The sequence below is a fragment of the Mesorhizobium sp. M0998 genome (assembly GCF_040318885.1).
GTDB lineage: Bacteria > Pseudomonadota > Alphaproteobacteria > Rhizobiales > Rhizobiaceae > Mesorhizobium.
Window position 1 is genome coordinate 22,344 of record NZ_JAMYND010000013.1, and the last position, 25,841, is coordinate 48,184.

The 25,841-nt window shown below is 63.8% G+C and carries 25 protein-coding genes; 15 read left to right on the forward strand and 10 right to left on the reverse strand.

Annotation, left to right across the window (positions count from 1 at the left end; translation table 11 throughout):
• Nucleotides 1–6 precede the first annotated feature (6 nt).
• Genes NKH59_RS14530 through NKH59_RS14545 form a run of 4 tightly spaced genes read left to right on the forward strand, consistent with a single transcriptional unit; the run spans nucleotide 7 to nucleotide 3,284 of the window.
• Nucleotides 7–888 carry a branched-chain amino acid ABC transporter permease gene (locus NKH59_RS14530; RefSeq protein ID WP_352455934.1) on the forward strand — a complete coding sequence of 294 codons (882 nt, stop codon included), beginning with the start codon at nucleotides 7–9 and terminating at the stop codon, nucleotides 886–888.
• Nucleotides 885–1,847 (forward strand): branched-chain amino acid ABC transporter permease, encoded by a 963-nt coding sequence (locus NKH59_RS14535; RefSeq protein ID WP_352819612.1) that lies wholly within the window; start codon nucleotides 885–887, stop codon nucleotides 1,845–1,847. The genes NKH59_RS14530 and NKH59_RS14535 overlap by 4 nt, the downstream gene beginning before the upstream one ends.
• A complete protein-coding gene (locus tag NKH59_RS14540; RefSeq protein ID WP_353022209.1) occupies nucleotides 1,844–2,572 on the forward strand; it encodes an ABC transporter ATP-binding protein in 729 nt (242 codons plus the stop codon). The genes NKH59_RS14535 and NKH59_RS14540 overlap by 4 nt, the downstream gene beginning before the upstream one ends.
• A complete protein-coding gene (locus NKH59_RS14545; protein WP_352744239.1) occupies nucleotides 2,565–3,284 on the forward strand; it encodes an ABC transporter ATP-binding protein in 720 nt (239 codons plus the stop codon). Before NKH59_RS14540 ends, NKH59_RS14545 begins: the two co-directional genes overlap by 8 nt.
• On the opposite strand, the gene NKH59_RS14550 is transcribed toward NKH59_RS14545, so the two are convergent.
• On the reverse strand, nucleotides 3,285–4,712 hold the full coding sequence (locus tag NKH59_RS14550; RefSeq protein ID WP_352539931.1) for a sodium:proton antiporter: 1,428 nt from the start codon (nucleotides 4,710–4,712) through the stop codon (nucleotides 3,285–3,287).
• A gap of 40 nt (nucleotides 4,713–4,752) precedes the next feature.
• Complete coding sequence (gene pncA, locus NKH59_RS14555; RefSeq protein ID WP_023676971.1) at nucleotides 4,753–5,352, reverse strand: bifunctional nicotinamidase/pyrazinamidase; 600 nt, start codon at nucleotides 5,350–5,352, stop codon at nucleotides 4,753–4,755.
• Nucleotides 5,353–5,624: 272 nt separating this feature from the next.
• Between pncA and NKH59_RS14560 the strand changes: the two genes are divergently transcribed.
• Genes NKH59_RS14560 through NKH59_RS14585 form a run of 6 tightly spaced genes read left to right on the forward strand, consistent with a single transcriptional unit; the run spans nucleotide 5,625 to nucleotide 12,686 of the window.
• Nucleotides 5,625–6,485: an FAD binding domain-containing protein gene (locus NKH59_RS14560; RefSeq protein WP_352539932.1), complete on the forward strand. Its 861-nt coding sequence runs from the start codon at nucleotides 5,625–5,627 to the stop codon at nucleotides 6,483–6,485.
• Nucleotides 6,485–9,238, forward strand: a complete 2,754-nt coding sequence (locus tag NKH59_RS14565) for a molybdopterin-dependent oxidoreductase (RefSeq protein ID WP_353022211.1) — start codon at nucleotides 6,485–6,487, stop codon at nucleotides 9,236–9,238. The genes NKH59_RS14560 and NKH59_RS14565 overlap by 1 nt, the downstream gene beginning before the upstream one ends.
• A complete protein-coding gene (locus NKH59_RS14570) occupies nucleotides 9,235–10,779 on the forward strand; it encodes a 6-hydroxynicotinate reductase (RefSeq protein WP_353022213.1) in 1,545 nt (514 codons plus the stop codon). Before NKH59_RS14565 ends, NKH59_RS14570 begins: the two co-directional genes overlap by 4 nt.
• Nucleotides 10,776–11,651 carry a UPF0280 family protein gene (locus NKH59_RS14575; RefSeq protein ID WP_353022215.1) on the forward strand — a complete coding sequence of 292 codons (876 nt, stop codon included), beginning with the start codon at nucleotides 10,776–10,778 and terminating at the stop codon, nucleotides 11,649–11,651. Before NKH59_RS14570 ends, NKH59_RS14575 begins: the two co-directional genes overlap by 4 nt.
• Nucleotides 11,644–12,228 (forward strand): amino acid synthesis family protein, encoded by a 585-nt coding sequence (locus NKH59_RS14580; RefSeq protein WP_352970199.1) that lies wholly within the window; start codon nucleotides 11,644–11,646, stop codon nucleotides 12,226–12,228. Before NKH59_RS14575 ends, NKH59_RS14580 begins: the two co-directional genes overlap by 8 nt.
• Nucleotides 12,225–12,686, forward strand: coding sequence for a MarR family winged helix-turn-helix transcriptional regulator (locus NKH59_RS14585; protein WP_352970341.1), 462 nt, complete (start codon nucleotides 12,225–12,227; stop codon nucleotides 12,684–12,686). Before NKH59_RS14580 ends, NKH59_RS14585 begins: the two co-directional genes overlap by 4 nt.
• A 68-nt stretch (nucleotides 12,687–12,754) precedes the next feature.
• Here NKH59_RS14585 and NKH59_RS14590 read toward each other — a convergent pair whose 3' ends face one another.
• From NKH59_RS14590 to NKH59_RS14600, 3 genes are read right to left on the reverse strand one after another with little or no spacing between them, the layout of a single operon-like run.
• Entirely contained in the window at nucleotides 12,755–13,720 is a 966-nt protein-coding gene (locus tag NKH59_RS14590) for a substrate-binding domain-containing protein (RefSeq protein WP_352682299.1), read from the reverse strand.
• Nucleotides 13,717–15,030, reverse strand: coding sequence for an ABC transporter permease (locus NKH59_RS14595; RefSeq protein WP_023676963.1), 1,314 nt, complete (start codon nucleotides 15,028–15,030; stop codon nucleotides 13,717–13,719). The genes NKH59_RS14590 and NKH59_RS14595 overlap by 4 nt, the downstream gene beginning before the upstream one ends.
• Nucleotides 15,027–16,610 carry a sugar ABC transporter ATP-binding protein gene (locus NKH59_RS14600; protein ID WP_352769588.1) on the reverse strand — a complete coding sequence of 528 codons (1,584 nt, stop codon included), beginning with the start codon at nucleotides 16,608–16,610 and terminating at the stop codon, nucleotides 15,027–15,029. The genes NKH59_RS14595 and NKH59_RS14600 overlap by 4 nt, the downstream gene beginning before the upstream one ends.
• 217 nt (nucleotides 16,611–16,827) lie before the next feature.
• Here NKH59_RS14600 and NKH59_RS14605 point away from each other — a divergent pair, with 217 nt between their 5' ends.
• Complete coding sequence (locus NKH59_RS14605) at nucleotides 16,828–17,847, forward strand: LacI family DNA-binding transcriptional regulator (protein WP_254815864.1); 1,020 nt, start codon at nucleotides 16,828–16,830, stop codon at nucleotides 17,845–17,847.
• A gap of 254 nt (nucleotides 17,848–18,101) precedes the next feature.
• The gene (locus tag NKH59_RS14610; protein ID WP_352814004.1) at nucleotides 18,102–18,725 is read left to right on the forward strand and encodes a L,D-transpeptidase; all 624 of its coding nucleotides are present in this window, start codon (nucleotides 18,102–18,104) and stop codon (nucleotides 18,723–18,725) included.
• Nucleotides 18,726–18,881: 156 nt separating this feature from the next.
• Here the strand turns inward: NKH59_RS14610 and NKH59_RS14615 are convergent, their stop codons facing one another.
• The 3 genes from NKH59_RS14615 to NKH59_RS14625 all read right to left on the reverse strand — a co-directional run bounded on the left by NKH59_RS14615 (nucleotide 18,882) and on the right by NKH59_RS14625 (nucleotide 22,395).
• Nucleotides 18,882–19,883, reverse strand: a complete 1,002-nt coding sequence (locus NKH59_RS14615; protein WP_353022217.1) for an LLM class flavin-dependent oxidoreductase — start codon at nucleotides 19,881–19,883, stop codon at nucleotides 18,882–18,884.
• 156 nt (nucleotides 19,884–20,039) lie between these two features.
• Nucleotides 20,040–21,200, reverse strand: coding sequence for an AI-2E family transporter (locus NKH59_RS14620; protein WP_352472364.1), 1,161 nt, complete (start codon nucleotides 21,198–21,200; stop codon nucleotides 20,040–20,042).
• A gap of 133 nt (nucleotides 21,201–21,333) precedes the next feature.
• Entirely contained in the window at nucleotides 21,334–22,395 is a 1,062-nt protein-coding gene (locus NKH59_RS14625) for an LLM class flavin-dependent oxidoreductase (RefSeq protein WP_353022219.1), read from the reverse strand.
• Between the two features lie 230 nt (nucleotides 22,396–22,625).
• Here NKH59_RS14625 and NKH59_RS14630 point away from each other — a divergent pair, with 230 nt between their 5' ends.
• The gene (locus NKH59_RS14630) at nucleotides 22,626–23,054 is read left to right on the forward strand and encodes a DUF6481 family protein (RefSeq protein WP_353022221.1); all 429 of its coding nucleotides are present in this window, start codon (nucleotides 22,626–22,628) and stop codon (nucleotides 23,052–23,054) included.
• Nucleotides 23,055–23,136: 82 nt separating this feature from the next.
• On the opposite strand, the gene NKH59_RS14635 is transcribed toward NKH59_RS14630, so the two are convergent.
• Nucleotides 23,137–23,442 (reverse strand): DMT family transporter, encoded by a 306-nt coding sequence (locus tag NKH59_RS14635; protein WP_352539941.1) that lies wholly within the window; start codon nucleotides 23,440–23,442, stop codon nucleotides 23,137–23,139.
• 125 nt (nucleotides 23,443–23,567) lie between these two features.
• Nucleotides 23,568–23,693 carry a hypothetical protein gene (locus tag NKH59_RS14640; protein ID WP_013528464.1) on the reverse strand — a complete coding sequence of 42 codons (126 nt, stop codon included), beginning with the start codon at nucleotides 23,691–23,693 and terminating at the stop codon, nucleotides 23,568–23,570.
• Nucleotides 23,694–23,908: 215 nt separating this feature from the next.
• Between NKH59_RS14640 and NKH59_RS14645 the strand changes: the two genes are divergently transcribed.
• Nucleotides 23,909–24,718, forward strand: a complete 810-nt coding sequence (locus tag NKH59_RS14645) for a transglutaminase-like domain-containing protein (protein ID WP_353022222.1) — start codon at nucleotides 23,909–23,911, stop codon at nucleotides 24,716–24,718.
• 122 nt (nucleotides 24,719–24,840) lie between these two features.
• Nucleotides 24,841–25,803, forward strand: coding sequence for a cation diffusion facilitator family transporter (locus NKH59_RS14650; RefSeq protein WP_353022224.1), 963 nt, complete (start codon nucleotides 24,841–24,843; stop codon nucleotides 25,801–25,803).
• Nucleotides 25,804–25,841: the final 38 nt, after the last annotated feature.

The following is a 25,841-nucleotide window of genomic DNA, read 5'->3' on the forward strand; positions in this document are numbered from 1 at the left end:
TAGGCGATGCACTTCGGACCTCACCTGCTCCTCGCCGCCCTCGAAGGCCTCGTCACCTCCGCCGTGCTGGCGCTGACGGCGCTTGGGCTGTCGCTGGTGTTCGGCGTCATGCGCGTCGTCAATGTCGCGCATGGCGAGTTCTTCATGCTGGGCGCGGTGCTTGCCTGGGCGATCTCAACGGCGATATCCGGCCATCCGGCGCTCGGCTTCCTGGCCGCCCTGGTGCTGGCGCCGCTGATCGTCGGCCTGATCGCGCTGCTCGCCGAACGGCTGGTGCTGCGCCGGCTCAACTACAATCCGGAAGCCACCATCGTCGCCACCATCGGCATGCTCTACATCATCCAGCAATTGGCGCTGACCTTCTACGGCCCGGAGGCGCGGCCGGTGGAGCCGCCGTTCAGCTACCGCATCCTCCTGCCGTGGTTCGGCTATTCCGGCTACAAGCTGTCGATCATCGCCGCGTCGGCGCTGCTGCTGGTCGCGACCTGGCTGGTGCTGACGCGCACGAAAATCGGCCTCGTCATGCGCGCCACGCAATATGACAGCGAGACGGCGCAGGCCTTCGGCATCCCGGTGACCAGAGTCTATGCCGGTGTTTTCGCGCTCGGCGCCATGCTGGCTGCTGTCGCCGCGGTGCTGATCGTGCCGATCAGCCAGGCCCACTATCTGATGGGACAGGACCCGCTGTTGCTGTCGTTCATCGTCGTCATCATCGGCGGCCTCGGCTCGCTGCGCGGCACGGTCGTCGCCGCGGTGTTGATCGGCCTTTCCGACGGCATCATCTCGGTGTTCTTCTCACCGACGCTGGCCAAGATCATCGCCACCTTGCTCGTCGCCATGGTGCTGGTGTTCCGGCCGCAGGGCCTATTCGGGACGACATCGCGATGAAGGATGCTTCGCCGGCAAAGCCATATGCGCTGCACCTCGGCGTCATCGCCCTGCTTTTCGGGCTTAGCTTCGTCCTGCCGGAATACCATCACGGCCTGCTCGCCCGCATCATGGTGCTGGCGGTCTTCGCCATGGGCTACAATCTGCTGTTCGGCTATGTCGGGCTGCTCAGCCTCGGCCATGCCATGTTCTTTTCAGCCGGGCTCTATGGCGCCGGCCTTGCCGTCATCCATCTCGGCTGGAGCGTACCGGCCGCCTTCGCAGCCGGGCTTGCCTACGGCGCGCTTCTCGCGCTGGTGATCGGGCTGCTGGCGCTGCGCACCTCCGGCGTCGCCTTCATGATCGTCACCATGATGTTCGCTCAGGTATTTTATCTCGTCATTCTTTATTTCGCTGCCTGGACCGGTGGCGACCAGGGCATGGTCGTGCCGCAGCCGATGCGTGTCCTTGTCCTGGGCAGCACGTCACTCGACCTCACCAACCCGACCGTGCGCTATATGAGCGCGCTGGCACTGTTCTCGATCGTGCTGCTCATAAGCCTGGCGATAGTCCGCTCCGGCTACGGTCGCGTGCTGGTCGCCATCCGCGAGAACGAGGAGCGGACCAAGATGCTTGGCTACGACACATTCTCCAGCAAGCTCGCCGCCGTCGTCATCTCCGGCAGCATCTGCGCGGCTTCCGGCGCGGCCTATGCGCTGCTGTTCGGCTATGTCGGCTCGAGCTTCGCCTCGGTGCAATACTCCATCCTGCCGCTGCTCTGGGTGCTGCTGGGCGGTGCCGCCACCACGCTCGGTCCGCTGATCGGCACGCTGTTCATGTATTATGTCATCGACGTCGCCAGCGGCTACACCTCGGCCTATCTGCTGGTCGTCGGCATAGCGCTCATCCTGCTGGTGCTGTTCTTCCCGAGAGGCATTCTCGGCAGCATCCGCCAGCGCTGGCTCGGGTGGTTGCCATGATGCCGCTGCTCACCACCAAAGGCCTGTCGCGCAGTTTCGGCGGCTTGCGTGCCGTCGACGGCGTCGACTTCGTGCTGATACCGGGCGAGATTCGCGCCATTATCGGCCCCAACGGTGCCGGCAAGACCACCTTCGTCAGCCTGGTCAGCGGCCGCATCCAGCCCTCGTCGGGCATGATCGTCTTCGACGGCGCCGACATCACCAGCCTGCCTGCCTACGCCCGGGTTCGCCTCGGCATCGCCTATACGTTCCAGATCACCAGCGTCTTTGCCAATCTCAGCGCCTACGACAATGTTGCCCTGCCGGTGCAGCGCACGCTGACCGACGGCCGCTCGAAGGGCGCGGTTCACACCGGCGTCATGGCGGCTCTCGAGCGCACCGGCCTTGCCGACCGGGCGCAAATGCCTGCCGGGCAATTGTCCTACGGTCACCAGCGGTTGCTGGAAGTGGCAATGGGACTGGCACTGAAGCCGCGGCTGCTGATCCTCGACGAACCGACGCAAGGGCTTGCCGACAGCGAGATCGACAATTTCATCGAGCTGGTGCGCGAGATCGCCGATAGCGCCACCGTGCTTTTGATCGAGCACAACATGCCGGTGGTCATGCGGCTCGCCGACCGCATCACCGTCTTCAACGCCGGCAGGATCTTGGCTGAAGGCACGCCCGAGCAGATCCGCGCCAATGCCGCGGTGCAGGACGCCTATCTGGGGACGACCCATGGCTGAGGCCCAGTCCAAGGCACTGACGATCTCCGGGGTCGACTGCTTCTATGGCGAGGTCCAGGTGCTCTATGGCCTCGATCTTGTGTTGAACGAGGGCGAAGTGCTCTGCCTGTTCGGCCGCAACGGCGCCGGCAAGACGACGACGCTGAAGGCAATCATGGGCCTGGTGCCGGTAAGCTCCGGCTCGATCAGGCTCGAAGGGCGGGAATTGAGCGGCTTGCCGGCGCACGAGGTGCCCAAGGCCGGCGTCGCCTACGTGCCGCAGGGCCGGCGGCTGTTCGCCGAGATGACGGTGGCGGAAAATATCGATATCGGCCTGATGGCCCGCAACAAGGGCAAGGCGACGCGCGAAAACGTGCTCGATCTCTTCCCGCTGTTGCGCCAGCGCCTCAGGCAGCGTTCGGGCACGCTGTCCGGCGGCGAGCAGCAGATGCTGGCCATGGCCCGCGCCCTGTGTCTGGAACCGCAGGTGCTCCTGCTCGACGAACCGACCGAAGGGCTGATGCCGTCAATGATCGCCAAGATCCGGGAAACCGTGTCGAAGCTGCGTGCGCTTGGCGTGTCGACAATTCTTGTCGAGCAGCGCGTCGATGCCGTGCTGTCGGTCGCAGACCGCGTTTGTTTCATCGAAAACGGCCGCGACCGCGAGACGGTCGATGTCGAGGAACTGCGTTCCGATCCCTCCGCGGTCCGTCGCTATGTCGGCGTCGGATGATCAGGCAAAGAACAGCAAGCCGGCAAGCAGGAATGTCGGGATCAGCACCGCGCCCGACCATGCCATATAGCCAAAGAAGCTCGGCATCTTGATGCCGCGATGCCTGGCAATGGCATAGACCATGAAATTCGGCGCATTGCCGACATAGGTGTTGGCGCCCATGAACACCGCGCCTGCCGAGATCGCCGCCAGCGTCGAGGCGAGCTCGGTCATCAGATGCTGCGCATCGCCGCCAGCCAGCTCGAAGAACACCAGATAGGTCGGCGCATTGTCGAGGAAGGACGACAGCGCTCCGGTCAGCCAGAAATAGGCAAGGTTGTCCGGCGCGCCGGTCGGCGAACTGACCAGCAGTACCAACGGCGCCAGCGCGCCATCGAGCCCGGCCCGCAATATGGCGACGACCGGCACGATGCAGATGAAGATGCTGGCGAACAGCTTCGCCACCTCGGCAATCGGCCCCCAGTTGAAGGCGTTTGCGCCGCGAAACTCCTTCGGCGAGACGACAAGCGAAGTGAAGGCCAGTATCAGGATGGCGGCGTCCCGCACCAGATTCTGCAGCTCGAGGCTGACACCCTGAAATGAGAAACTCACTCCCGGCTTCCAGGCAGCGGAAATCAGGATCGCGGCGATTACGCCGGCCAGCAGCGGGATGTTGGCCAGGCCGCGAATGCGCACCTTGCTGTCGGGCGTCGGATCCTTGATCTTCGGCGCGCCTTCCTCCCGGCGATGCATGATGATGTCGATCGCCAGGAAAACAGCCAGCACCACGCCGGCGACGAACAGCGTCTCGGGCAGCAGGTGAACTGTCGTCCAGAAGAAATCGACGCCGCGCAGAAAGCCGACGAACAGCGGCGGATCGCCCAGCGGCGTTAGCGACCCGCCGATGTTGGACACCAGGAAGATGAAAAAGATGACGACATGGGCGTTGAAGCGCCGGTTGTCGTTGGCGCGGATGAGCGGCCGGATCAGGATCATCGAGGCGCCGGTTGTGCCAATGATCGAGGCAAGCAGCGCCCCTCCCAGCAACAGCCCGGCATTGACCAGCGGCGTGCCGTGTATGTTGCCGGCAACGAAGATACCGCCCGAAATGGTGAACAGCGCAAACAGCAGGATGATGAACGACATGTATTCGGTGAGCAGCGCATGCAGCACTGCCTGCGTGGCGGACGGGATGCCGAAGGCGATGGCCAGCGGCCCGATCACCAACGCTGCCCAGAAGGCAGCGATCTTGCCGTAATGGTGCTCCCAAGCATGATGGAACAGCAGCGGGCCGGTCGCGATGCAAAGCAATAGCCCGGCAAACGGCAGCACCCACCAAAGCGACATGGCGGCGCCCGGCAATTCGTGCGCTTCGGCCGCGAGAACCGCATTCGGAGAAAAGATTGCTGCAATAAGTGCAGCACTTGCCGTCAACGCCGCAAACCGCATGAAGCCCCTCAAAAGTCTGTCAGGTTCGGCTGGATGACGTTCAAATCAGTGTCACGCCGGCATCGCGCATCCGGCCCAGCATCCTCTCCACGGAGCCGTTGAGATCGATGCCGCGGCAGGCGTCGAGCCGCACGGACGTCTCAAAACCGAGCTTGACCGCGTCGAGCGCCGAAAAGGCGACGCAGAAATCCGTCGCCAGGCCGACCAGGGTCAGCGTCTCGATGTTCCGATCCCGGAGATAGCCGGCAAGGCCGGTCGGCGTCGTCCGGTCGTTCTCGAAGAATGCGGAATAGCTGTCGATCGCAGGACGGAACCCCTTGCGGATCACCAACTCGGCCTTGCTCCAGGCGAGGCCCGAATGGAAATCCGATCCCAGGCTGCCCTGGATGCAGTGATCCGGCCACAGCGTCTGGTGGCCATAAGGCACGTCGATCGTTTCGAACGGGTGCTTGCCGGGGTGGCTGGAGGCAAAGCTCGAATGGCCGGCAGGGTGCCAGTCCTGCGTCAGCAGGACGTGCTCGGTCCGCCGGATTAGGTCATTGACCAACGGCACGATTTCGTCGCCACCGGCCACTTCAAGGGCGCCACCCGGGCAGAAATCGTTCTGCAGGTCGATAACGACAAGCGCTTCGTCGGCCATGGAGCCTCCTTATTTTCTTGGTCTTGAGCTTAGGCTCCAATGAAAACGCGACCGGACGCAGAAACTTGACCAGATGGCCGGCTGCGTCAACCTCTCATGGCATAACAAATGCGTTCCGGGTGCACCGGGGCCAACAGCCGTGCAAACTCTGGCTTTGACAATTCCTGCCGGCTTGATATCATTTGCATACGAATGAATTTCCTGCCTTGAATGCTCGGGAAAATCTTTCGGCAGGATCCCCTCTCGGGAAGCCCATTCTGGGAAGGCAAAGCGTGATCCGTTACGCAAAACCCACCACGGTCGACGACGCCCTCGCTTTGCTGGGCGAAGGGCAATGGCGCATCCTCGCCGGCGGCACCGACTTCTATCCGGCACAGGGCAGCAAGCCTTTCCGCGACAATGTCCTCGATATCAATGGCCTGGTGGCATTGCGCGGCATTGCCGAAGCCGAAAACCATTGGCTCGTCGGCGCGCGCACCACCTGGACCGATCTCGTCCGCCATCCTCTGCCGGCGGCTTTCGACGCGCTGAAGCAGGCGGCGCGGGAAGTCGGCTCGGTGCAGATCCAGAACGTTGCCTCGATTGCCGGCAATCTCTGCAACGCCTCGCCGGCCGCCGACGGCGTGCCGGCGCTGCTGGTGCTCGATGCCGAAGTCGAACTGCGTTCCGCTGTGGCGACCCGGCATCTGCCCCTTGCAGAATTCATCCTCGGCAACCGTCGCACCGCACTGCAGCCCGGCGAAATGGTCACGGCAATCCGCATTCCCAAACCCGCGACCGCCGGCAGCTCCGCCTTCGTGAAACTCGGCGCGCGGCGTTATCTCGTCATCTCCATCGCCATGGCCGCCGCACGCCTGGCCGTCGAAGATGGTATGGTCAGGAACGCGGCCGTCGCCGTCGGTTCCTGCTCGGTTGTCGCCAGGCGCCTGGCGGGTGTCGAGGCGGCGCTACGCGGCCGGCCCGTCGGCCACGCGCTGGCCACTGCGATCCAATCCGCACCGATGGACGAGCTGTCGCCGATCGGCGACGTGCGCGGCAGCGCCGAATATCGGCTGGACGCTGCGCGCGAGATCGTCGCCCGCGCCGTGCTTGGTGCGATGGGCGCTGTTCCCGACGAAAGGGCGGCGGCCTGATGGGCATGGAGCGCGCCGACATCGCCTTCGAAGTCAACGGCGCCGCCGTCAGCGTTTGTGTGCCGCCGGTGCGGCGGCTGTCCGCGGTGCTGCGCGACGAGTTGCGGCTGACCGGCACCAAGATCGGCTGTGATGCCGGCGATTGCGGCGCCTGCACGGTGCTGGTCGACGGCGAGCCGGTCTGCGCCTGCTTGATGCCCGCGGCTTCCGCCTCCGGCACCGTGGTGACGACAGTCGAAGGCCTCGCCAATGGCCGGTTGTCGGCGCTGCAGGCTTCGTTCCTCAGCCATGGCGCAGCGCAATGCGGCGCCTGCACGCCCGGCCTGCTGGTCGCGGCAACGGCACTCCTGGACAGGACGCCTTGCCCGAGCGAGGCCGAAACGCAGGATGCACTGGGCGGCGTGCTCTGCCGCTGTACCGGCTACCGCAAGATCGTCACCGCGGTGATGGATGCTTGGCGCCACACCGACGGCCTCGATCAGCGCATGCCATCCTCTGGTCATGCCGTCGGCTCCTCCCCGATCCGCCTCGATGGCCTGCCGAAAGTCACCGGCGACGAAAAATTCGGCGGTGATTCATTCCCGGCCGACGCGTTGTCGGTGCTGGTGGTCCGCTCGCCGCATTATCATGCCGCTTTCACTTTTGGCGATCTCGGCAGCTGGGTGAAATCCCGTCCTGGCATTGCCGGCGTCTTCACCGCCGCCGACATTCCGGGAAAGAATTGTTTCGGCGTCATCGCGCCCTTCGCCGACCAGCCGGCGCTGGCCGAAGGGGTTTCGCGCTTTCGCGGTGAGGCGGTGGCGCTGGTTGCCGGCGAACGCGAGGCTATCCTCGATCTCGACCTTGCCGATTTTCCTGTCAGTTGGACAGAGTTGCCGCATTTTCTGGAAACTGGCGAAGCGCAGGCCGGCGGTGCGCAACTGGTCCATGAAAACCGGCCCTCGAACCTGCTCACCTCCGGCTTCGTCGAGCGTGGCGACCCGGAAGCCGCGCTTGCCGGTGCGGCTTTCGTCGTTTCCGGCGCCATCGACACCTCCTATGTCGAGCACGCCTATATCGAACCGGAAGCCGGCTATGCCTTCATGGACGGCGACACGTTGGTCGTCGTCGCCTGCACGCAGGCGCCCTATATGGACCGTGACGACACGGCAAAAGTGCTCGGCCTTGCCCCGGAAAAGGTGCGCATCGTGCCGACCGCCACCGGCGGCGGCTTCGGCTCCAAACTCGACGTCTCGCTGCAACCGCTCATCGGCCTCGTCGCCATGAAAACCGGCCGGCCGGCGGCGCTCGCCTACAGCCGCACCGAATCGATGATCTCGACCACCAAGCGCCATCCGGCTCTGATGAGAGCGAGCATCGGCGCCGATGCCGACGGCCGCGTCACCGGCATGGTCTTCGCCGGCGATTTCAACACCGGCGCCTATGCCAGCTGGGGGCCGACGGTCGCCAACCGCGTGCCGGTGCACGCCTCCGGCCCCTATGCGACGCCGAACTATCGTGCCGAAGGCCGCGCCATCCACACCAATGGCCCGATTGCCGGCGCCTTTCGCGGTTTCGGCGTGCCGCAGGCGACGATCATGCAGGAGACCCTCTATGATGAGCTGGCCGACGAGCTTGGCATGGATCGGCTCGCCTTTCGCCTGAAAAACTGCCTTCGGAACGGATCCGAAACAGTCACCGGCCAGCGGCTCGAATCGGGCGTCGGCATCGCCGACTGCCTGGAGGCCCTCCGTTCACATTGGCAGCGTGCCGTTCGCGATGCCGAAGCGTTCAATGCCGGTAGCAGCATCAAGAAACGCGGCGTCGGCATCGCTTCTTGCTGGTACGGCTGCGGCAACACCTCGCTGCCCAATCCGTCGACCATCAAGGTCGGCATCTTGGCATCGGGCGAAGTCGTCCTGCATCAGGGTGCGGTCGATATCGGGCAAGGCTCGAACACTGTCATCGCGCAGATCTGCGCCGATGCGTTGGGTCTTCCGCTCGAAAAATTCATGCTGAAAGGCGCCGACACGGCGATCACCCCCGACGCCGGCAAGACCTCGGCCTCGCGCCAGACCTTCGTCACCGGCAAGGCCGCCGAAAAGGCCGGCCGCGCCTTGCGCGAGGAGATCTTGCGTTTCGCCAATGTCTCGGAAAAGGCGGCGATTGCGCTGGACGGCACAAGCCTGAGCATCAGGGAAGGCGAAGCGACCCGCCGCGTCGATCTTTCCTCGCTGAAGGCAGACCCCGAAGGCTTTGTCTTTCGCGCCGAGGAAAGCTACGACCCGCCGACGCTGCCGCTCGATGCCAAGGGCCAGGGCAAGCCTTATGCCGTCTATGGCTATGGCGCGCAGATCGCCGAACTGGAGGTCGACCTCAGGCTCGGCACCGTGAAGCTTATAAAAATCACCGCCGCTCACGATGTCGGCAAGGCCATCAACCCTTTACTGGCAGAGGGCCAGATCGAGGGTGGCATCGCCCAGGGCATCGGCATGGCGCTGATGGAGGAATTCATCCCCGGGCGCACCGAAAACCTGCACGATTATCTGATCCCGACGATCGGCGACGTGCCACCGATCGAGACCATCCTGATAGAAGTTCCGGATCCGGAAGGACCCTTCGGCGCCAAGGGCTTGGGCGAGCATGTGCTGATCCCGACGGCGCCGGCGATCCTCAACGCCATCCGCCACGCCACCGGTGTGCTGGTCACCAAAATTCCGGCGACGCCGACCCGCATCCGCGCCGCCATCCTCGACAAGGAGGCGCGCCGATGAGCGAGCTTGCCGAACGCTTCGAGACCCACGATCCCGGCGAGAAGCTGGTGGCCGAGAAGATCCGCTGCGATGCCTGTCCAGTCATGTGCTACATCGCCGATGGCCGCACCGGCGCCTGCGATCGCTACGGCAATGTTGGCGGCAGGATCGTGCGGATGGATCCACTGACCATCCTCGACCACGCGGCCGAGACCGGCGCCGCAATCGTACCCTTTGCCGAAGAAGGCGAGGCATGGGACGGCGAACTGGTCAACACCGGCCGCCGCTTCGTCACCGCCATCGGCGCCGGCACCACCTATCCCGATTACAAGCCGGCGCCCTTCATCGTCAGCCAGGAGGTCGAGGGCGTCGATCTGGTCACCGTCGTCACCGAGGGCATCTTCTCCTATTGCGGCGTCAAGGTGAAGATCGACACCGACCGTCATATCGGCCCCGAAACGGCTACGGTCCGTGCTCAAGGCGAGGCGATCGGCCATGTCACGACCGGCGAATACGGCTCGCAGATGCTGTCGCTGGGCGGCGTACATCATCTGACCGGCGGCTCGAAGGGTGAAGGGCGCGCCACCTGCGACGCCATGCTCGCCCTGTGCAACCGCAAACCGGTTGAACTCGTCATCGACGGCGGCGCCACCGTCATCGTCGAAGCCGGCAAGCCGCCGGTCATCGACGGCAAGCTTGAGCAGCGCATGCGCGTCGGCTGCGGTTCGGCTACCATAGGCATGTTCGCGACCCAATGGCGCGGCCTTGTCGACGAGGTGGTGGTGGTCGATGACCACATCACCGGCGTCGTCTCCGAGCATCAGGCCGGCAAGGTGCTTGGCTGGCAGGATACCGGCATCAAGATCATCGGCCGCCGTTCGACGCCGGGCCGTTATTTCAAGGTGTCGGAGCCCGGGCTCGGCTGGGGCGGCACCAGCATTTCCGACCCGCTGTCGATCCTTGGTGAATGGAACGCCAAAAAGGGTGCGCGCCCCGGCATGTCGCTGCTGATGGTCTCGACCACCGGTGAGCAATTCGCCTATTACGAGCTCGACGACGAATTGAAGCCGGTCCAGAAACCGTTCCCGGAGCGGCTGCGGAAGTCGGTCGAACTGATCGAGGACAATTGCGAGCCGGCGCTCTGCACCGTGCTTTTCGTCGGCGGCGCCGGCGGCTCGCTGCGCGCCGGCGTCACCGAGAACCCGGTCAATCTGACCCGCTCGGTGCAGGGCTTGACGACCTACGTGACGGTCGGCGGCGCGCCGGTCTATGTCTGGCCGGGCGGCGGCATCACGCTGATGGTCGACGTCACCCGCGTCCCGGAAGGCGCCTTCGGCTATGTGCCGACGCCGGCGCTGGTGGCGCCGATCGAGTTCACCATGCGCCGCGACGATTATGTCAGACTTGGCGGCTACGAAGCCGAAATCCGCAGCGTCGACGATATCCTGGCCAAGGGCGGCGAATATCTCAATCCGCGCCGCGGCACGGCCGCACCCCGTGACAATCCCTGGCCGCCGCTGGCGCAGTTGCGTCGCGCGACCGCAAACGGGGCCGGGCGATGAACGGCCCGCAGGCGCATTGGCTCGAGGACGGCCGGAGGCTTCACCTCAATCATGGGCCGATCGACCTGATCGTCGAGGCATTCGGCGAGGCGAGTGAATGCAGCGCCGCACATCGCCAGGCAGTGGCGCGCTTCCAGACAATCCTGCCCGAACTGGTCGAAGAGTTGCCCGAACTGCGGCGCCCGGCCGCCTCGCGGCCACGTGCTTTCGCTGGCCCGACGGCGCGCCGCATGGAAGCGGCGGTCGTTCCGCTAGCGAAACAATTCATCACACCGATGGCGGCTGTCGCCGGCTCGGTAGCCGACGAAGTGCTTGGCGCGCTGCTTGCCGGCCGCCGGCTCGAGCGCGCCTATGTCAACAATGGCGGCGACAGCGCGATCTATCTCGGCCACGGCCAGCCGATGACGCTTGTCATTGCCGGGACAGGTCATGGGTTGGCAGATCGTCTCACGATCCGCCCCGAAGACGGGATCCGCGGTGTCGCGACAAGCGGCTGGCGCGGCCGCTCCTTTTCGCTGGGCATCGCCGACGCGGTCACGGTGCTGGCGCGAACGGGTGCTGAAGCCGATGCCGCCGCGACCTTGATCGCCAACGCCGTCGATCTGCCCGGTCATCCGGCCGTTAGGCGCGTGCGGGCGCGCGATCTCGCACCTGACAGCGACCTCGGCGACCGTTTGGTGACGCAGGGCGTGGGGCTGCTTTCCGCCGCTGAAATCGCTATTGCACTGGAAGGCGGATTTGCCGTTGCCGAGGAGTTTCGGCGGCGCGGCCTGATTGCCGCCGCGGCGCTTTTCCTCGGCGGTCAGGCGCGCATCGCAGGTCCGATGGCGCTCGCCAATAAAGTTTTAGAGAGGGAAATTGCTCATGCCTGAGTTTCCGATCCGCAAGATCGCCGTGCTGACCGAAGAGATTTTTCACGAAGGCGGGCCGGTGGCGAAGGTGCCGCGGCGCCGCGCGGCGGCCATGGCTGTGGTCAAGAACCCGTTCGCCGGCCGTTACGTCGAGGAACTGCAGAGCGCCATGGAGGATTTGAAGCCGCTCGGGCTGCTGCTCTCCGACAGGCTTATTGCCGCATTGGGCGGCGACGTCAAACAGATCGACGGTTACGGCAAGGGCGCCATCGTCGGCATGGCGGGCGAGCTGGAGCATGGCGCGCTGTGGCATGTGCCGGGCGGCTATGCCATGCGCGAACGGCTCGGCGACGCCAAGGCGATCGTGCCCTCGGCGAAGAAGGTCGGCGGCTTCGGGGCGCGGCTCGATGTGCCGCTCGGCCACATCAACGCCGCCTATGTGCGCAGCCATTTCGATGCCATGGAAATCGGCACCAGCGATGGCCCCCGTCCCGACGAGATCCTGTTTTGCCTCGCCATGACCTGCGGCCCGCGCGTGCACGACCGCATGGGTGGGCTGGCGGCCAAGGACATTAAGGCATGGGATGGGCTGCGGTGAGCGCCGAGGACAATCTGCTCAAGCTGGTCGAGGCCGAGGAGCCTGACGAAAACGACTATCGCTTGCAGGAGCAGGTCGGCTTCATCCTGCGCAAGGCGCATCAGCGCCATGTCTCGATCTTCGCCGCACACATCGCCGATCTGACGCCGCCGCAATTTGCCGCTTTGGCCAAATTGCGCGACGTCGGCGAGACCTCTCAGAACCAGCTTGGCAGCCTGATCGCCATGGATGCGGCGACCGTGAAGGGCGTCATCGACCGGCTGAAAGCGCGTGGCTTTGTCGAACTTAGCAAACACGAAGTCGACAAACGGCGCCTGCTGGTCAATCTGACCGCCGAGGGGCGCGACGCGATCGAGCGGCTGATTCCGCTTGCCCGTGAGATTACGCAGGAAACGCTGGCGCCGCTTTCCGCCAAGGAAGCGGCCATTTTCATGAAGCTGCTGGCCAGGCTGGCTTGAGCTGCTGCCTGCCGGCGTTTGGTTGTTGTTCCTGCCGGGCGCTGAACGCCCGGCAGGAAAGCCTCGTCTCAGAGGCCGTTGTCCTTCAGGATCTGGGCGGCATTTTCCTTGGTGATCTTCTGCGTCGGCAGGGTGATCGTCTTTTCCACCTTCTCGCCGTTCAGGAACTTGATCGCCTGCCGCAGCCCTTCGGCGCCCGGCGTCACATAAGTGAACGTCGCCGTCAGCTCGCCATTGGCGACCAGCTGCACGCCTTCATTGGGCAGGCCGTCGATGCCGATGAACTTGATGTCCTTCTCACGTCCGACGTCCTTGGCGGCAAGATAGGCGCCATAGGCCATCGGATCATTGTGGCCGTAGACAAGATCGATTTTCTCGTTGTTGCGCAACGCCGTCGCCATGATGTTGTAGGCCTGGTCCTGCTTCCAGTCGCCCGACTGCTGGTCGAGCAGGTATTTTATGCCCGGCTCCTTGTCGGTGAATTCATGGAAACCGTCATGGCGGTCGTGTGCCGGCTGGGTGCCCATGCCGCCCCAGATCTCGACAACGTTGCCGGCGGCCTTGCCCTTGCCGCCAAGCAGCTCGACGGCATATTCACCGGCAGCCCGGCCGATCAGCTTGTTGTCGCCGCCGACGAACTGCGTGTAGTCGTTGGTTTCGACGTTGCGGTCGAGCACGAAGACCGGGATCTTGGCATCGATCGCCTGCTGCACGACACCGGTCAGGCCGGCGGATTCTTTCGGTGATACCAAGAGCGCATCGACCTCCTGACGGATAAGGTTTTCGACATCGGCGACCTGCTTCTCGGTCTTGTCCTCGCCGTCGGTGATGATCAGCTCGACTTCCGGATGCTTGGCCGCTTCGGCCAGGATGTCCTTGTTGAACTGGGCGCGCCAGGGTTCGATGGTCGTCACCTGCGAGAAGCCGATCTTCCACTTCTTGTCCTGCGCATGGGCGCCGCCGCCAAGCATGGCGGTCGTGGTCAGGAGTGCCGCTGTCAGCCCGGCGAGCTTCAACAATTCACGTCGTTTCATTTCTTGTTTCCTCCAATATTCAGAGACGCGGTCTCTTGCGACGGCCGCTTTGCCGCGGCCGTTTCCTTGTGCGCTTGCCCGCCGGGCAGTCGCAGATAGAAGAGAAGATCACCGGCACTGCGCTCCTGTACGAGCACGGTACCGATGATGATCATCCCCTTCAGCACCAGCTGAAGGTTCGAATTGATGTTGTGCAGCTGCAGGATGTTGGAGAGCAGCCCGAAGATCAGCACGCCGCAGAACGTCCCGGTGAGGCTGCCGCGTCCGCCCATCAGGCTGGTGCCGCCGATGACCACGGCGGCAATCGCGTCGAGCTCCAGCCCGGCGCCGGCGTCCGGCTTGCCTTGCCGGTACTGCGCGACATAGAGCACCGCCGCGATGCCGGCCAGCAGCCCTGACACGGCATAGGTGGCGATCTTCACGCGGCCTGCGGCGATGCCCGACAGCCGCGCCGCCTCCTCATTGCCGCCGATCGCATAGACATAGCGGCCGAACGGGGTGAAGCGCAGCACAGCGCCGTAGATCAGGATGGCGCCGAGGAAGAACAGGCCCGGCATCGGGATCACACCGAATACCAGCGAGCGCAGCATTTCGAAATCGGCGGTGGCATTCGAGCCGGTGTAGACCGGCAGCACCGCATTGTTCTGGCCGGCTGTCAGCCGGGCGATGCCGAGCGCAGTGACCATCATCGCCAGCGTCACGATGAAAGGCTGCAGCCGCCCGGCGACGATGATGAAGCCGTTGAGCGCGCCGAACAGCAGGCCGACGCAAGGCGCCACCAGCAGCACGCCGAGCACGCCGAATTTTGAGCCCACCTGCGGCAGCAGGAACCACAGCACCAGACTGCACAGGATCACCCCGACAATGCCGGGTGTCACCAGCCCGCGAACGCTGTCCAACCTGATGTCGTGCGTGGCCTGCGCGCCGGCGCGGGATTTTTCGATGTTCAGCAGGATGAAACGAGTGACGAGAATGCCGAGGCAAAGGGCTGCCAGGGCAACTGTCGGCACCCCCAGCACCACCGCCGGCGTCACGCCGGGGACCGTCAGCAGCATGGCACAGACGACCGTGCAGATAGCCATCAGCGAGCCGACGGAAAGGTCGATACCGCCGGTGATGATCACCGCAGTCATGCCGGTGGCAATCAGCCCGGTGGTCGACACCTGGCGCAGCACATCGAGCAGGTTGCCGTAGGACAGGAAGATGTTGTTGCCCTTGGAGCTGATCGGCGAGCCGAGCACGCCGATCAGGAAGATGGCGATCAGGCCCCAATAGAGCTTCGTCCGGGACAGGATATGCAAAATGCTCATGCGGCAGGCCTCGTCATCGTCCGTCGCGGCGCCGCAAGCCACATGATGGCCTCCTCGCTGGCTTGCGCGCGGGACAGGGTTCCCGTCTGGCGGCCGTCGGCCATGACCAGAATACGGTCGGAGAGATGCAGCAGCTCCGGCAATTCCGAGCTGATGACGGCGATTGCCAGCCCGTCTCGCGCCAGCTTGAAGATGAGATCGTAGATTTCCCGCTTGGCACCGACATCGATGCCGCGTGTCGGCTCGTCAAGCAGCAGCACCCGCGGCCTCGTCGCTAGCCATTTGCCGATGACGACCTTCTGCTGGTTGCCGCCGGACAGCGTGCCGGCCGGCTGCTCGACGGTCTCGCAGCGAATGCCGAGCGCCTTGACGGCGTCCCGTGCCAGCCCTTGCTCACCGGCCAGCGAGCGCACGCCGAACCGCGCCAGCGCGCCGACCAGCGGCAGCGCGACATTGTCGGTGATCGAGGCCTCGAGATGCAGGCCTTGCGTCTTGCGGTCTTCCGTGACCAGGGCGATGCCGAGCCGGCGCGCATCGCGCGGCGAACGGATTTCTACTGCCTCGCCATCGAGCCTGATCTCACCGCCGGCACGTCCGCCGCTGGACCCGAAGATGGTTTCCAGGATTTCGGTACGGCCCGAGCCCAGCAGCCCGCCGATACCGAGGATTTCTCCTGCGGCAAGATCGAAGCTGACGCCGTCGAGCACGGTGCGCCAACCATGGCGATTGGGCTTCGACAACGACAGCTCGCTTACGGACAGGACCGTGTTGCCACCGGGGATGCGGTGCTCCTGGGAGGAAGCAAGCAGGTTTCGCCCGACCATCGCCGAAATTATGGCGTCTTCGTCGAGCTTGTCCATCACCCGCGTCAGGACGTGGCGTCCATCGCGAAACACGGTGACGCGGCTGGCCAGATGCATGACCTCGTCGATGCGGTGCGAAATGTAGACGATCGCCACGCCGCTGTCGGCGAGCTGGCGGATGATGCGGAACAGCCGCTGGCATTCGGCCGGCGAAAGCGCCGAGGTCGGCTCGTCCATGATCAGAATGCGCGCCGACATCGACAGCGCCTTGGCGATCTCGACCAGCTGCTGTTCGCCGACGCGCAAGGCACCGACGCGCGCATCCGGGTCGAGCTCGATGCCGAGCCTTTGCAAGAGCGCGCCGGCAGCGCGGCTGCTCGCCTTGCGGTCGACGATCAGCCCGGCGATCAGCTTCTCGCGGCCGAGAAAGATATTGTCGGCGACGCTAAGTTCGGGAACGAGGTTCAGCTCCTGGTGGATGATGGCGATGCCGGCGCGCTCGGCTTCGCGGACGCCGGCAAAGCGCACCGGATGGCCATCGATACTGACCGTTCCGTTATAGTCCGTATAGACGCCGGACAGGATCTTCATCAGCGTCGACTTGCCGGCGCCGTTCTCGCCCATCAGCGCATGGACCTCGCCGCGCCGCAGTTCGAAGCCGACATCGACAAGCGCGGCGATACCGCCGAAGGACTTGGAGATGTGCTCGGCGCTCAGCACGATCGCCGAGCCGTCCGCCACAACGCCTTGCGCAGGGATGGAATTGCCGTGCTGCATGATAAGGACGGCCTCCCTCCGTCGTCACCGAACACCTCAAACGCTAATCTAAACGTTTCGATCATGTCAAGGCAATATCTGGAGCCTGAGATTGTTCCATTTCAATTCTTGCGCAAAATCATAAGATTCCGTACGTATTGCTACCGTGGAGTGGTGAAACGTTTCGAAAATGACAGCGTCAGGACGAAAAAAGCAGCGCAAATTCACTGCCCCGACTATGCTTCATGTGGCCGAGGCCGCGCGTGTTTCCGTGGCCACCGTATCGGCGCTGATCAATGGCACCGCGACCGTCAGCCCCGAGCTCAGCCAGCGGATCGAACAGGCGATCCGCGACATCGGTTATAAGCGCAACGCCATTGCCCGCAGCCTGAAGATGGGCACCACACGCACCATCGGGCTCACCGTCCCACACATCACCAATCCGTTCTTTACCGACGTGGTTTCGGTCATCCAGCAGGCTTTCGACAGGGCCGGCTACGCCGTCATGCTGTGCTGCACCGACGAGCACCTGAACACGCAGGACGACCAGATCAGGCTGCTGCTCGACCGCATGGTCGACGGACTGATCGTCGCGCGTGTCGGTGACGGCGCGATCCTCAAACGGATTGTCGACGACGCCAATGTGCCGGTCGTGCTGCTCGACCGTGTTTGCCAGGGTGTCGACACCGATGCCGTCGTTCTCGACAATCAGCGCGCGGTGTTCGACGCCATCACTTATCTGATCGATCTCGGCCATCGGCGCATCGGCTACATCTCCGGCTCGTTCGATATCTCGCCGATGCATGACCGCATGGCGGGATACCGCGAGGCCCTCCAGGCCGCCGGCCTGCCGGCCGAACCCGAGCTCGTCCGCTTCGGCAATTTCCACGAAGTCGATGGCTACAACGCCACCATGCAGCTGCTTTCGCTGCACGACCGGCCGAGCGCCATCTTTTCGGCCAACAACCCGATGGTGATCGGCACCATGAAGGCCATTCGCGATATCGGCCTGTCCTGTCCGGAGGATATTTCCGTCGCTTGCTTCGACGATTTTCCGTGGTCGGATGTGTTCCGGCCGCAATTGACCACGGTCGCACAGCCCGTGCAGGCGATCGGCGAACAGGCGGCCAATCTGCTGCTCGACCGGCTCGCCGGAAACAGGGATGCGCCGCCGCGCAAGCTGACGCTCAAGGGACGCTTGATGATCCGCAATTCATGCCGTCCGCTAGGTGCGACTGCGCAGAGCGTCAGCGCGTAGCGCGTGGGCTCTGTTCAGAAACTTTGCAATGCCGGACGGACAGCGCTCCCTCTGTCCTGCCGACCCCGGGTCTGCGCAGCCACTACGGGGGGTCGTCGTTCAAAAACCGAGCAATTGAAGGACGCGGCGCCGATCGGGCCAAGTGGCCAACAATCAGCCAGCCGACCGTCAGGAAAATCTTGGCAATCGAAGCATGTCGGATTAGGAATATGACGAGATGCGACAGATCGTTCACACGGGCGCCGGCTTGAGTCATGCGCGTGAAATCGATCCTAATCGGGCTGGTACTTGCTGGGATGGCCGCATTCTCCGGCTGCACCACCGGCGGAGCGTTACAGACCTTTCCCCAGGCCTATGGCGGCCTCACCGACGCCGGTTTTCGCGTTCCGCCGGTTCCGATCTACAAGGTTGACCAAAAGTTCCATCGGCAGACAGTACCTTATGCGACTGACGAGGCGCCGGGCACCATCATTGTCGATACAGGAGCGAAGTTCCTCTACTACGTGTTGGGAGACGGTCAGGCGCTGCGCTACGGCATCGGCGTCGGCAAGGCGGGCTTCGAGTGGCATGGCACTGCTCACGTTGCGAGGAAGCGCGAATGGCCGGATTGGAGCGCGCCGTCTGCGATGATCGTGCGCGAGCAGAAGCGAGGCCGCATCATACCGGCCCATATGGAGGGCGGACTCATGAACCCGCTCGGGGCGCGGGCGCTCTATCTTTTTAACGAGAAAGGTGACACTGGATATCGCCTGCACGGTAGCCCTGAATGGTGGTCCATCGGCAAAGCTGTGTCGGCGGGCTGCATTCGCCTCATGAACCAGGACATCATCGATCTCTATGACCGCGCCACAATCGGCACCAAGGTGATCGTTATTTAGTGGACGCCGCGTTTCCCGCTAACGGACGAGCATGACGGATCGAAAACCTCCGCGCAAAACGCGCGAAATGTTCGCTATGTTTTCGCACACCTGTTCGCGATGTTCCCTGCCTAAGGCCGGCCTTGCCCGCAACAGTGGCAAGTGGCGAACCAACTCTCAGGCAGCTTCCGACAGCGATTTGTGGGCGTCGGCCAGGATCTCGAACGAGCGCACCCGCGCCGCATGGTCGAAAATCTGCGCTGTGACCATCAAGTCGTCGGCGCCTGTCCGGCGCACAAACGCCTCGATGCCTTGCCTGACTGTTTCGGGAGAGCCGACGACGGCGCAGGAAAGCGCTTGGCCGAGCATGGTCTTGGCCATTGGATCGAGGTCGCGCTCATATCCTTCGACCGGCGGCGGCAATCGGCCGGGCCGGCCGGTGCGCAGATTGACGAAGGCCTGCTGCAGCGAGGTGAACAGCAGCCGCGCCTCGGCATCGGAAGGAGCGGCGAAGACGTTGAGGCCGAGCATCACATAAGGCTTGTCGAGCTGCTCCGAAGGCTGGAAACGCGAGCGGTAGATCTCCAGAGCATGGTCGAGCTCGGCCGGCGCAAAATGCGAAGCGAAAGCGTAGGGCAGGCCGAGCATGGCGGCAAGCTGCGCGCCGTAGAGGCTGGAACCGAGAATCCAGATCGGCACCTTTTCGCCTTCGCCGGGCACCGCGCGGATGCGTTGGCCGTCTTCGGCCGGCTGCAAGTAACCCATCAGCTCGACGACGTCCTGCGGGAAATTGTCGGCGCCAGCGTCGAGGTTACGGCGCAGCGCCCGTGCCGTGGCCATGTCGGTGCCGGGCGCCCGGCCGAGGCCGAGATCGATGCGGCCAGGATGCAGAGCGTTGAGCGTACCGAACTGCTCGGCGATGACCAGCGGGGAATGATTGGGCAGCATGACGCCGCCGGCGCCGACGCGTATCGTATCGGTGCCGCCGGCCACATGGGCAATGACCACCGAGGTGGCAGCGCTGGCGATGCCCGGCATATTGTGGTGCTCTGCCAGCCAATAGCGCCGGTAACCCAGCCGCTCGGCATGACGGGCGAGATCGAGCGAATTGGCGAGTGACTGTGAAGCGTTGCTGCCTTCGACGATCGGCGACAGGTCGAGAACGGAAAGAACGGTCATCGGCGCGGGTTTCCTGTGGGCCGAAGGGATGTAGGAAGCCGTTGCCGAGGCGGCAAATTCAAAATGTTGATGGAGCGCTGAGGGCACAACGGACGTGCGACCGATGCAAGGTCGTGATCTGCACCATCGGGGGGACGCTTTTGACCCTTTAAGCCGCTACTTGTTCACCTCGGAAATCTCTTCGTCCTCGATCGCTGCCGTGTGTTGCGCCGCCAGGAAATTGCCGACATGGCTGAGACCGTCGAAATGATCGCAGAACACCTTGATGACGACCAGCAGCGGCACCGCCAGCAGCGCGCCGACAAAACCCCATAGCCACGACCAGAAGGCGATGGCGATGAGGATCGCCACTGCGTTGATTTCGAGACGGCGGCCGACCACCGTCGGCGTCACGAACTGGCCTTCGACGATGTAGCATAGAACGACGAAGGCCGGCGCCAGCAGCGCGTAGGAAATCGTGTCGAAGCTTATCAGCGCAATGATCGTGACCAGCGTGATGGTGATTAACGCTCCGATATAGGGCAGGAAATTGAGCAGAGCCGCTGCCGCGCCCCAGACCTGCGCGTTTGGCACGCCGAGTGCCCACAGGCCGAGCCCGATGACCACGCCGAGACATGTATTGATGATCGTGACGGTAAGCAGATAGTGCGAGATTTCACGTTCGACGTCGTAGACGACACGCAGTGCCCGCTTCTTTTCGCTGAGACTGGGGAAGGATTGGACGATCTTTTCATAGAACATCGTGCCGGAGGCGAGCAGGAACAGCGACAGGACGAAGACGATGGTGACGCTGGTGCCGGCCGACAGTACATTGCCGGCGGCCTGCGAGAGAATACCGGATGGCGCCATCGCCACCCTCTGAACGCCCGGCTCCTGGGATGTCTGCGTCAGTCCCTCTATCTGACGCGAAACCTCCACGATCCTTTCGAACGGACGGCGCAGTTGTGCCAGACGTTCGGTAAGCTGCTGGCCGATCGTCGAGGTGTTGTTGATGAGATCGATGACCGGGCCGCTGAGCAGATATCCCGCGACGGCGACGAGGCAGAACGAAAGCAGCACCAGCAGTGTCGCTGAAATGACATCGGGCATGCCATGCTTGCGCAGGAAGCGAACGATCGGCGTCAGCGTCAGCGCCAGCAGGAAAGCCAGAATGACTGGCATGAAGAAGGCGCGCGCGAAGTAAAGCGCGTAGATCGCCATGAGAATGAAGATGCCGACGAGCAGCGAACGCATCAGATGCGCATCCGCCCGCGCCTCGACGCGCGGATCCGGGCTTTCGGCAGCGCTTGCGCCCGAAGCGTCGGGTTCGGCTTTCATTCTGACCCTCGGCGGCACACCGCGATTGGTGCAGACCGTTGGCGAAAACGCCTCTGTCGCTTCAAGGTTCCGTTAGCTGGCGTCACCGGCAAGGCCGCCTCGCGGCCTTGGCAATGAATCGGGTGACTGGGAATCAGGCAACCGGCGCCGCCACGGCGGGAACGGCCTTCGCAGTTTCCCGGCGCACGATCGGCGCCACTTTGGTGCCGTAGAGTTCGATGGCCTTCATCACCTTGGCGTGCGGCATGGTGCCGATCGCCATTTGCAGCAGGAAGCGGTCGTTGCCGAATATCCTGTGGTGGGCAATGATCTTCTCGGCCACCTGTTCTGGATTGCCGACGAACAGCGCGCCGTTTGGGCCGCGCGATTGGTTGAAATGCGCCCGCGATGTCGGCCCCCAGCCGCGCTCGCGGCCGATGCGGTTCATCACCTCGGCCTGCGGCCCGTAAAAATCGTCGGCTGCCTGGTCCGTGGTGTCGGCAATGAAGCCGTGCACGTTGAGACTGGTGGCAAGGCTTGCCGGATCGTTGCCGGCGCGCCTGGCTGCATCCCTGTAGATGTCGAACAGCGGTGCGAACCGCGCCGGCTCGCCACCGATGATCGCCAGTGCCAGCGGCAACCCGAGCACGCCCGCGCGGGCGACGGATTGCGGTGTTCCACCGACGGCGATCCAGATCGGCAATTTGTCCTGCAAGGGCCGGGGATAGACGCCGCGGTCGTTGATCGGCGCGCGCAGACTGCCCGACCAGGTCACCTTGACATGATCGCGGATGGCGAGCAGCAGGTCGAGCTTCTCGGCGAAGAGTTCGTCATAATCTTCGAGATTGTAGCCGAACAGCGGAAAGGATTCGATGAACGAGCCGCGCCCGGCCATGATCTCGGCACGGCCGCCGGACAGAAGATCGAGGGTGGCAAACTGCTGGAAGACGCGCACCGGATCGTCGGAGGACAGCACGGTGACAGCGCTGGTCAGCCTTATGCGCTTGGTCCGTTCGGCCGCCGCCGCCAGCGCCACCGCCGGAGCCGAGGCAGCATAGTCGGGACGGTGGTGCTCGCCGAGACCAAAGACGTCCAGCCCGACCTGGTCGGCGAGCTCGATCTCCTCGATCAAATTGCGCAACCGCTCATGCGCACCGATCGCACCGGGACCCGGTTCCGGGCTGACGTCGGCGAAGGTGTAGAGACCGAGTTCCATAGTGTGTCATCTCAGCGTTTTGTCTTGGCGCTACACGTAGCGATCAGTCCACCGCCCCGCCAGATGCCTGGATGGTGAACAGTGCGGGTGCCTTTCAGCCGAATTCAATCGAAATGGCGTCTCCCGGCTGCAACAGATCAGAATTTCATGGCTGGCATACCGTTTTGGCGCTTGAACTCTCGGTTTTCACGCGTATGTAAGCCTCGCAAATTGACTTCAGGGAAGTGGACTTGGCTATCTATAGGGAAAAAGACGTTTTCGAGCGGCGCAATGCCGCAAACGAGGCAAAGAAGGCGCTTCTGGAGCGCTTCAAGGCAAAGCCGGCGCCAGATGATCCAGCGGTGCTGGCACGACAGGCCGAGCGCAAGGCAATCCTCGAGGCCCGCGCTATACGCGAGGCCGAAAAGGCCAGGCTGAAGCAGGAAAAGCTGGCGCGCGAAGCGGTCGAAAAGGCCGAGCGCGAGGCAGCTGCCGAAGCGGCACGCATTGCCGCGGAAGAAGCAGCACAGGCCGAAGCGAAGATCCGGGAAGCTGAAGAGAACGAGCGCATCGCCCGTTTTCTTGCCGACGAGGCCGAACGCAAGGCCAAGCGTGACGCACGCTATGCCGCGCGCAAGCAGCGCACCGGCAGGACGCCGCCCGGCTTCTCCGCGCGATAGCGCCTTCCGGCACTGATCAGCCGAATTCAAGAATCAGGGCCGCCTTGCAGCGGCCCCGAACGCGTTCGTCTGTCAGAATCGGCTAAGCCGCGAGCTTCAGTCCCATGATGCCGCAGACGATTAGCGCGATGCAGGCCAGCCTGATCGCCGTCGCTGGCTCGCCGAGCAGCCATATCCCCAACAGCGCCGTGCCGATGCCGGTCCACACCGCGTAAGCGGTGCCGACCGCCAACGCCTTCAGCGCCAGGCCGAGCAAGGTCAGGCTGACGATCATCGAGGCTACCGTCAGGACGGTCGGCAGCGGCTTCGAGAATCCGTCGGTGTATTTGAGGCCGATCGCCCAGCCGATCTCGAACAGGCCGGCGAGGAACAGGAAAACCGACGACATCGGAACGCTCCGTTTCGATGGCTTTGCCTTCGCCGCATCCAAGGGGATGCGCGTGAGCTTAGTGAACAATCATACCCGGCCGCGTTTGCGGCCGGTCGAAATAAGCCGAAACGGTAGCTGCGGCTCTACTTGTCCTTCAGCTTCATCGCCTTCACCGGCGGTGCCTTCAGGGCCGGCGCCGGAGCCGGTTTCTTCGCGTCCTTCTTCGGCTTGCGGGCCTCCTTGCCTGCCTTCATCGCACCCTTAGCCATGATTCGTTCCTCCAGTTGATATCTGGCGAAGTGAAACAAGAGAAAACGCTCGACTGCAAGAGGCCGCTGCCGTGCAGTCGCCTGGCCGATGGGCTGTCAACCGGTTTCTAATTCCCTCGTAAACCGCAGCGGTCCGTGCCATGGTCTTCTTCGCACTGCAGCATCAGCCCTCGCGTTTCGCCGGCTGATGATCAGGCAGGCCGGTCAGGACGACAATGCGGATCCACATCGGTTGCCAGATGAGCTTCGACTTCCCGCAGGAAACACCGCTGATCGCGATGCTAAATGTCCATTATTCGCGCGCATCCGATCTTGAGCGGCCGGATTTCCTGACGTCGAACCCGCCGGTGCCGATCGAGAGCTACCGCGACAGTTTCGGCAATTGGTGCAACCGTTTCGTTGCGCCGGCCGGGCGCTTTGCGTTCGGCACGGACGCGGTGATCCGCGCCCCCGGCTCCTTCGAGACGCGCGAGCTGACGGCGTGGCAGCACGAGGTCCGCGATCTGCCGTCGGAGACGCTGCTGTTCCTGCTGCCCAGCCGCTATTGCGAGAGCGACGTGCTGTCGAATGAAGCGTGGCGGCTGTTCGGCAGCACCCCGCTCGGCATTCCGCGCGTCCAGGCGGTCTGCGACTTCGTCCATAACCACATCGTCTTCAACTATTTCAATGCGCGGCCGACGCGCACCGCCGCCGAGGCCTATCGCGAGCAGAGTGGTGTATGCCGGGACTTTGCTCACCTCGCTGTTGCCTTCTGCCGCGCCCTGAACATTCCGACCCGCTACTGCACCGGCTATATCAGTGATATCGGCCTGCCAAAGCCGTGGTCGGACATGGATTTCGCCGCCTGGATGGAAGTCTATCTCGGCGGCCGCTGGCACGCGTTCGACCCGCGCAACAACGCGCCGCGCATCGGCCGCATCCTGATTGCCTCCGGACGCGATGCCGCCGATGTGCCGCTGACCCACATTTTCGGGCCGGGCGCGCTGGCTGGCTTCAAGGTCTGGACGGACGAGGTCGTCGAATAGCCCCGCGCCGCCCTTTTGAACAACTGACCTTGTGAACAACTGGGCGCTTCAGGCGTTGTGAGAGCTGTGGAGCGTGGGCGGACGCTCCGCCAATCTCGAGGCATCAACCAGGGCAGCACACCATGGCGGCGCATGGCGGGTCGAAAAAAGTGATCTATGCGGCGCTCGCCGGAAATCTTGCGATCGCACTGACCAAATTTGCCGCCGCCTTGTTCACGGGCAGCTCGGCTATGCTCTCGGAAGGCGTCCACTCGCTCGTCGATACCGGCAATGGCAGCCTGCTGCTTTACGGCATGCACCGTGCCGCCCGGCCGGCCGACCGCACGCATCCGCTCGGCCATGGCCGCGAGCTGTACTTCTGGAGCTTCATCGTTGCGCTCCTCGTCTTTGCACTGGGCGCCGGCATATCGTTCTACGAAGGCGTGACGCACATCATGGCGCCGGAGCCGATTGCCAACGCCAAGGTGAACTACGCTGTCCTTGGCCTTTCCTTTCTCTTCGAAGGCACCTCTTGGCTGGTGGCGCTGAAGGAGTTCCGCCACCAAAAAGGCAGCCACGGCTGGCTCGAGGCGGTGCAGCTCAGCAAGGATCCGAGTGTCTACACCGTACTCTTCGAGGACAGCGCGGCACTTCTCGGCCTCGTTGTCGCCTTCGCCGGGATATCGGCGGCGGAACTGCTGGACATGCCGAAGCTCGACGGCGCCGCGTCGATCGGCATCGCGCTGATCCTGGGCGGGACCGCGATCTTCCTGGCGCGCGAAAGCAAGAGCCTGCTGCTCGGCGAGCCGGCTTCGCCCGAGGTGCAAACAGAGGTGCTGGCCATCGTCCAGCAGGACCCGGCGGTGCAGCGGGCGAATGGCGCGCTGACGCTGCATATGGGTCCGCAGGAGATCGTCGCCGCTTTGAGCATCGAGTTCGAGGATCATTTGTCGGCGCCGGAGATAGAGACCTGTGTCGAGCGCCTGGAGACGCGGCTGAAGGCGGAGATGCCGGAGGTGACGCGGCTCTTCGTCAAACCGCAGACCACCGGCACCTGGGAACGCCGGAGCAAGGCCTTGGCGGCGTCCGGAGGGGAACCAGCCTGAGGAAAATGGCTGCGCCATCGGGCAGTCCCGGTTATGAT

Bases quoted from the DNA above. Each gene is read 5' to 3' on its own strand.
- NKH59_RS14530 (WP_352455934.1), top strand. From the start codon at position 7: ATGCACTTCGGACCTCACCTGCTCCTCGCCGCCCTCGAAGGCCTCGTC.
- NKH59_RS14535 (WP_352819612.1), top strand. From the start codon at position 885: ATGAAGGATGCTTCGCCGGCAAAGCCATATGCGCTGCACCTCGGCGTC.
- NKH59_RS14540 (WP_353022209.1), top strand. From the start codon at position 1,844: ATGATGCCGCTGCTCACCACCAAAGGCCTGTCGCGCAGTTTCGGCGGC.
- NKH59_RS14545 (WP_352744239.1), top strand. From the start codon at position 2,565: ATGGCTGAGGCCCAGTCCAAGGCACTGACGATCTCCGGGGTCGACTGC.
- NKH59_RS14550 (WP_352539931.1), bottom strand. From the start codon at position 4,712: ATGCGGTTTGCGGCGTTGACGGCAAGTGCTGCACTTATTGCAGCAATC.
- pncA (WP_023676971.1), bottom strand. From the start codon at position 5,352: ATGGCCGACGAAGCGCTTGTCGTTATCGACCTGCAGAACGATTTCTGC.
- NKH59_RS14565 (WP_353022211.1), top strand. From the start codon at position 6,485: ATGGGCATGGAGCGCGCCGACATCGCCTTCGAAGTCAACGGCGCCGCC.
- NKH59_RS14570 (WP_353022213.1), top strand. From the start codon at position 9,235: ATGAGCGAGCTTGCCGAACGCTTCGAGACCCACGATCCCGGCGAGAAG.
- NKH59_RS14575 (WP_353022215.1), top strand. From the start codon at position 10,776: ATGAACGGCCCGCAGGCGCATTGGCTCGAGGACGGCCGGAGGCTTCAC.
- NKH59_RS14580 (WP_352970199.1), top strand. From the start codon at position 11,644: ATGCCTGAGTTTCCGATCCGCAAGATCGCCGTGCTGACCGAAGAGATT.
- NKH59_RS14590 (WP_352682299.1), bottom strand. From the start codon at position 13,720: ATGAAACGACGTGAATTGTTGAAGCTCGCCGGGCTGACAGCGGCACTC.
- NKH59_RS14595 (WP_023676963.1), bottom strand. From the start codon at position 15,030: ATGAGCATTTTGCATATCCTGTCCCGGACGAAGCTCTATTGGGGCCTG.
- NKH59_RS14600 (WP_352769588.1), bottom strand. From the start codon at position 16,610: ATGCAGCACGGCAATTCCATCCCTGCGCAAGGCGTTGTGGCGGACGGC.
- NKH59_RS14605 (WP_254815864.1), top strand. From the start codon at position 16,828: ATGCTTCATGTGGCCGAGGCCGCGCGTGTTTCCGTGGCCACCGTATCG.
- NKH59_RS14610 (WP_352814004.1), top strand. From the start codon at position 18,102: ATGCGCGTGAAATCGATCCTAATCGGGCTGGTACTTGCTGGGATGGCC.
- NKH59_RS14615 (WP_353022217.1), bottom strand. From the start codon at position 19,883: ATGACCGTTCTTTCCGTTCTCGACCTGTCGCCGATCGTCGAAGGCAGC.
- NKH59_RS14620 (WP_352472364.1), bottom strand. From the start codon at position 21,200: ATGAAAGCCGAACCCGACGCTTCGGGCGCAAGCGCTGCCGAAAGCCCG.
- NKH59_RS14625 (WP_353022219.1), bottom strand. From the start codon at position 22,395: ATGGAACTCGGTCTCTACACCTTCGCCGACGTCAGCCCGGAACCGGGT.
- NKH59_RS14635 (WP_352539941.1), bottom strand. From the start codon at position 23,442: ATGTCGTCGGTTTTCCTGTTCCTCGCCGGCCTGTTCGAGATCGGCTGG.
- NKH59_RS14640 (WP_013528464.1), bottom strand. From the start codon at position 23,693: ATGGCTAAGGGTGCGATGAAGGCAGGCAAGGAGGCCCGCAAGCCGAAG.
- NKH59_RS14645 (WP_353022222.1), top strand. From the start codon at position 23,909: ATGCGGATCCACATCGGTTGCCAGATGAGCTTCGACTTCCCGCAGGAA.
- NKH59_RS14650 (WP_353022224.1), top strand. From the start codon at position 24,841: ATGGCGGCGCATGGCGGGTCGAAAAAAGTGATCTATGCGGCGCTCGCC.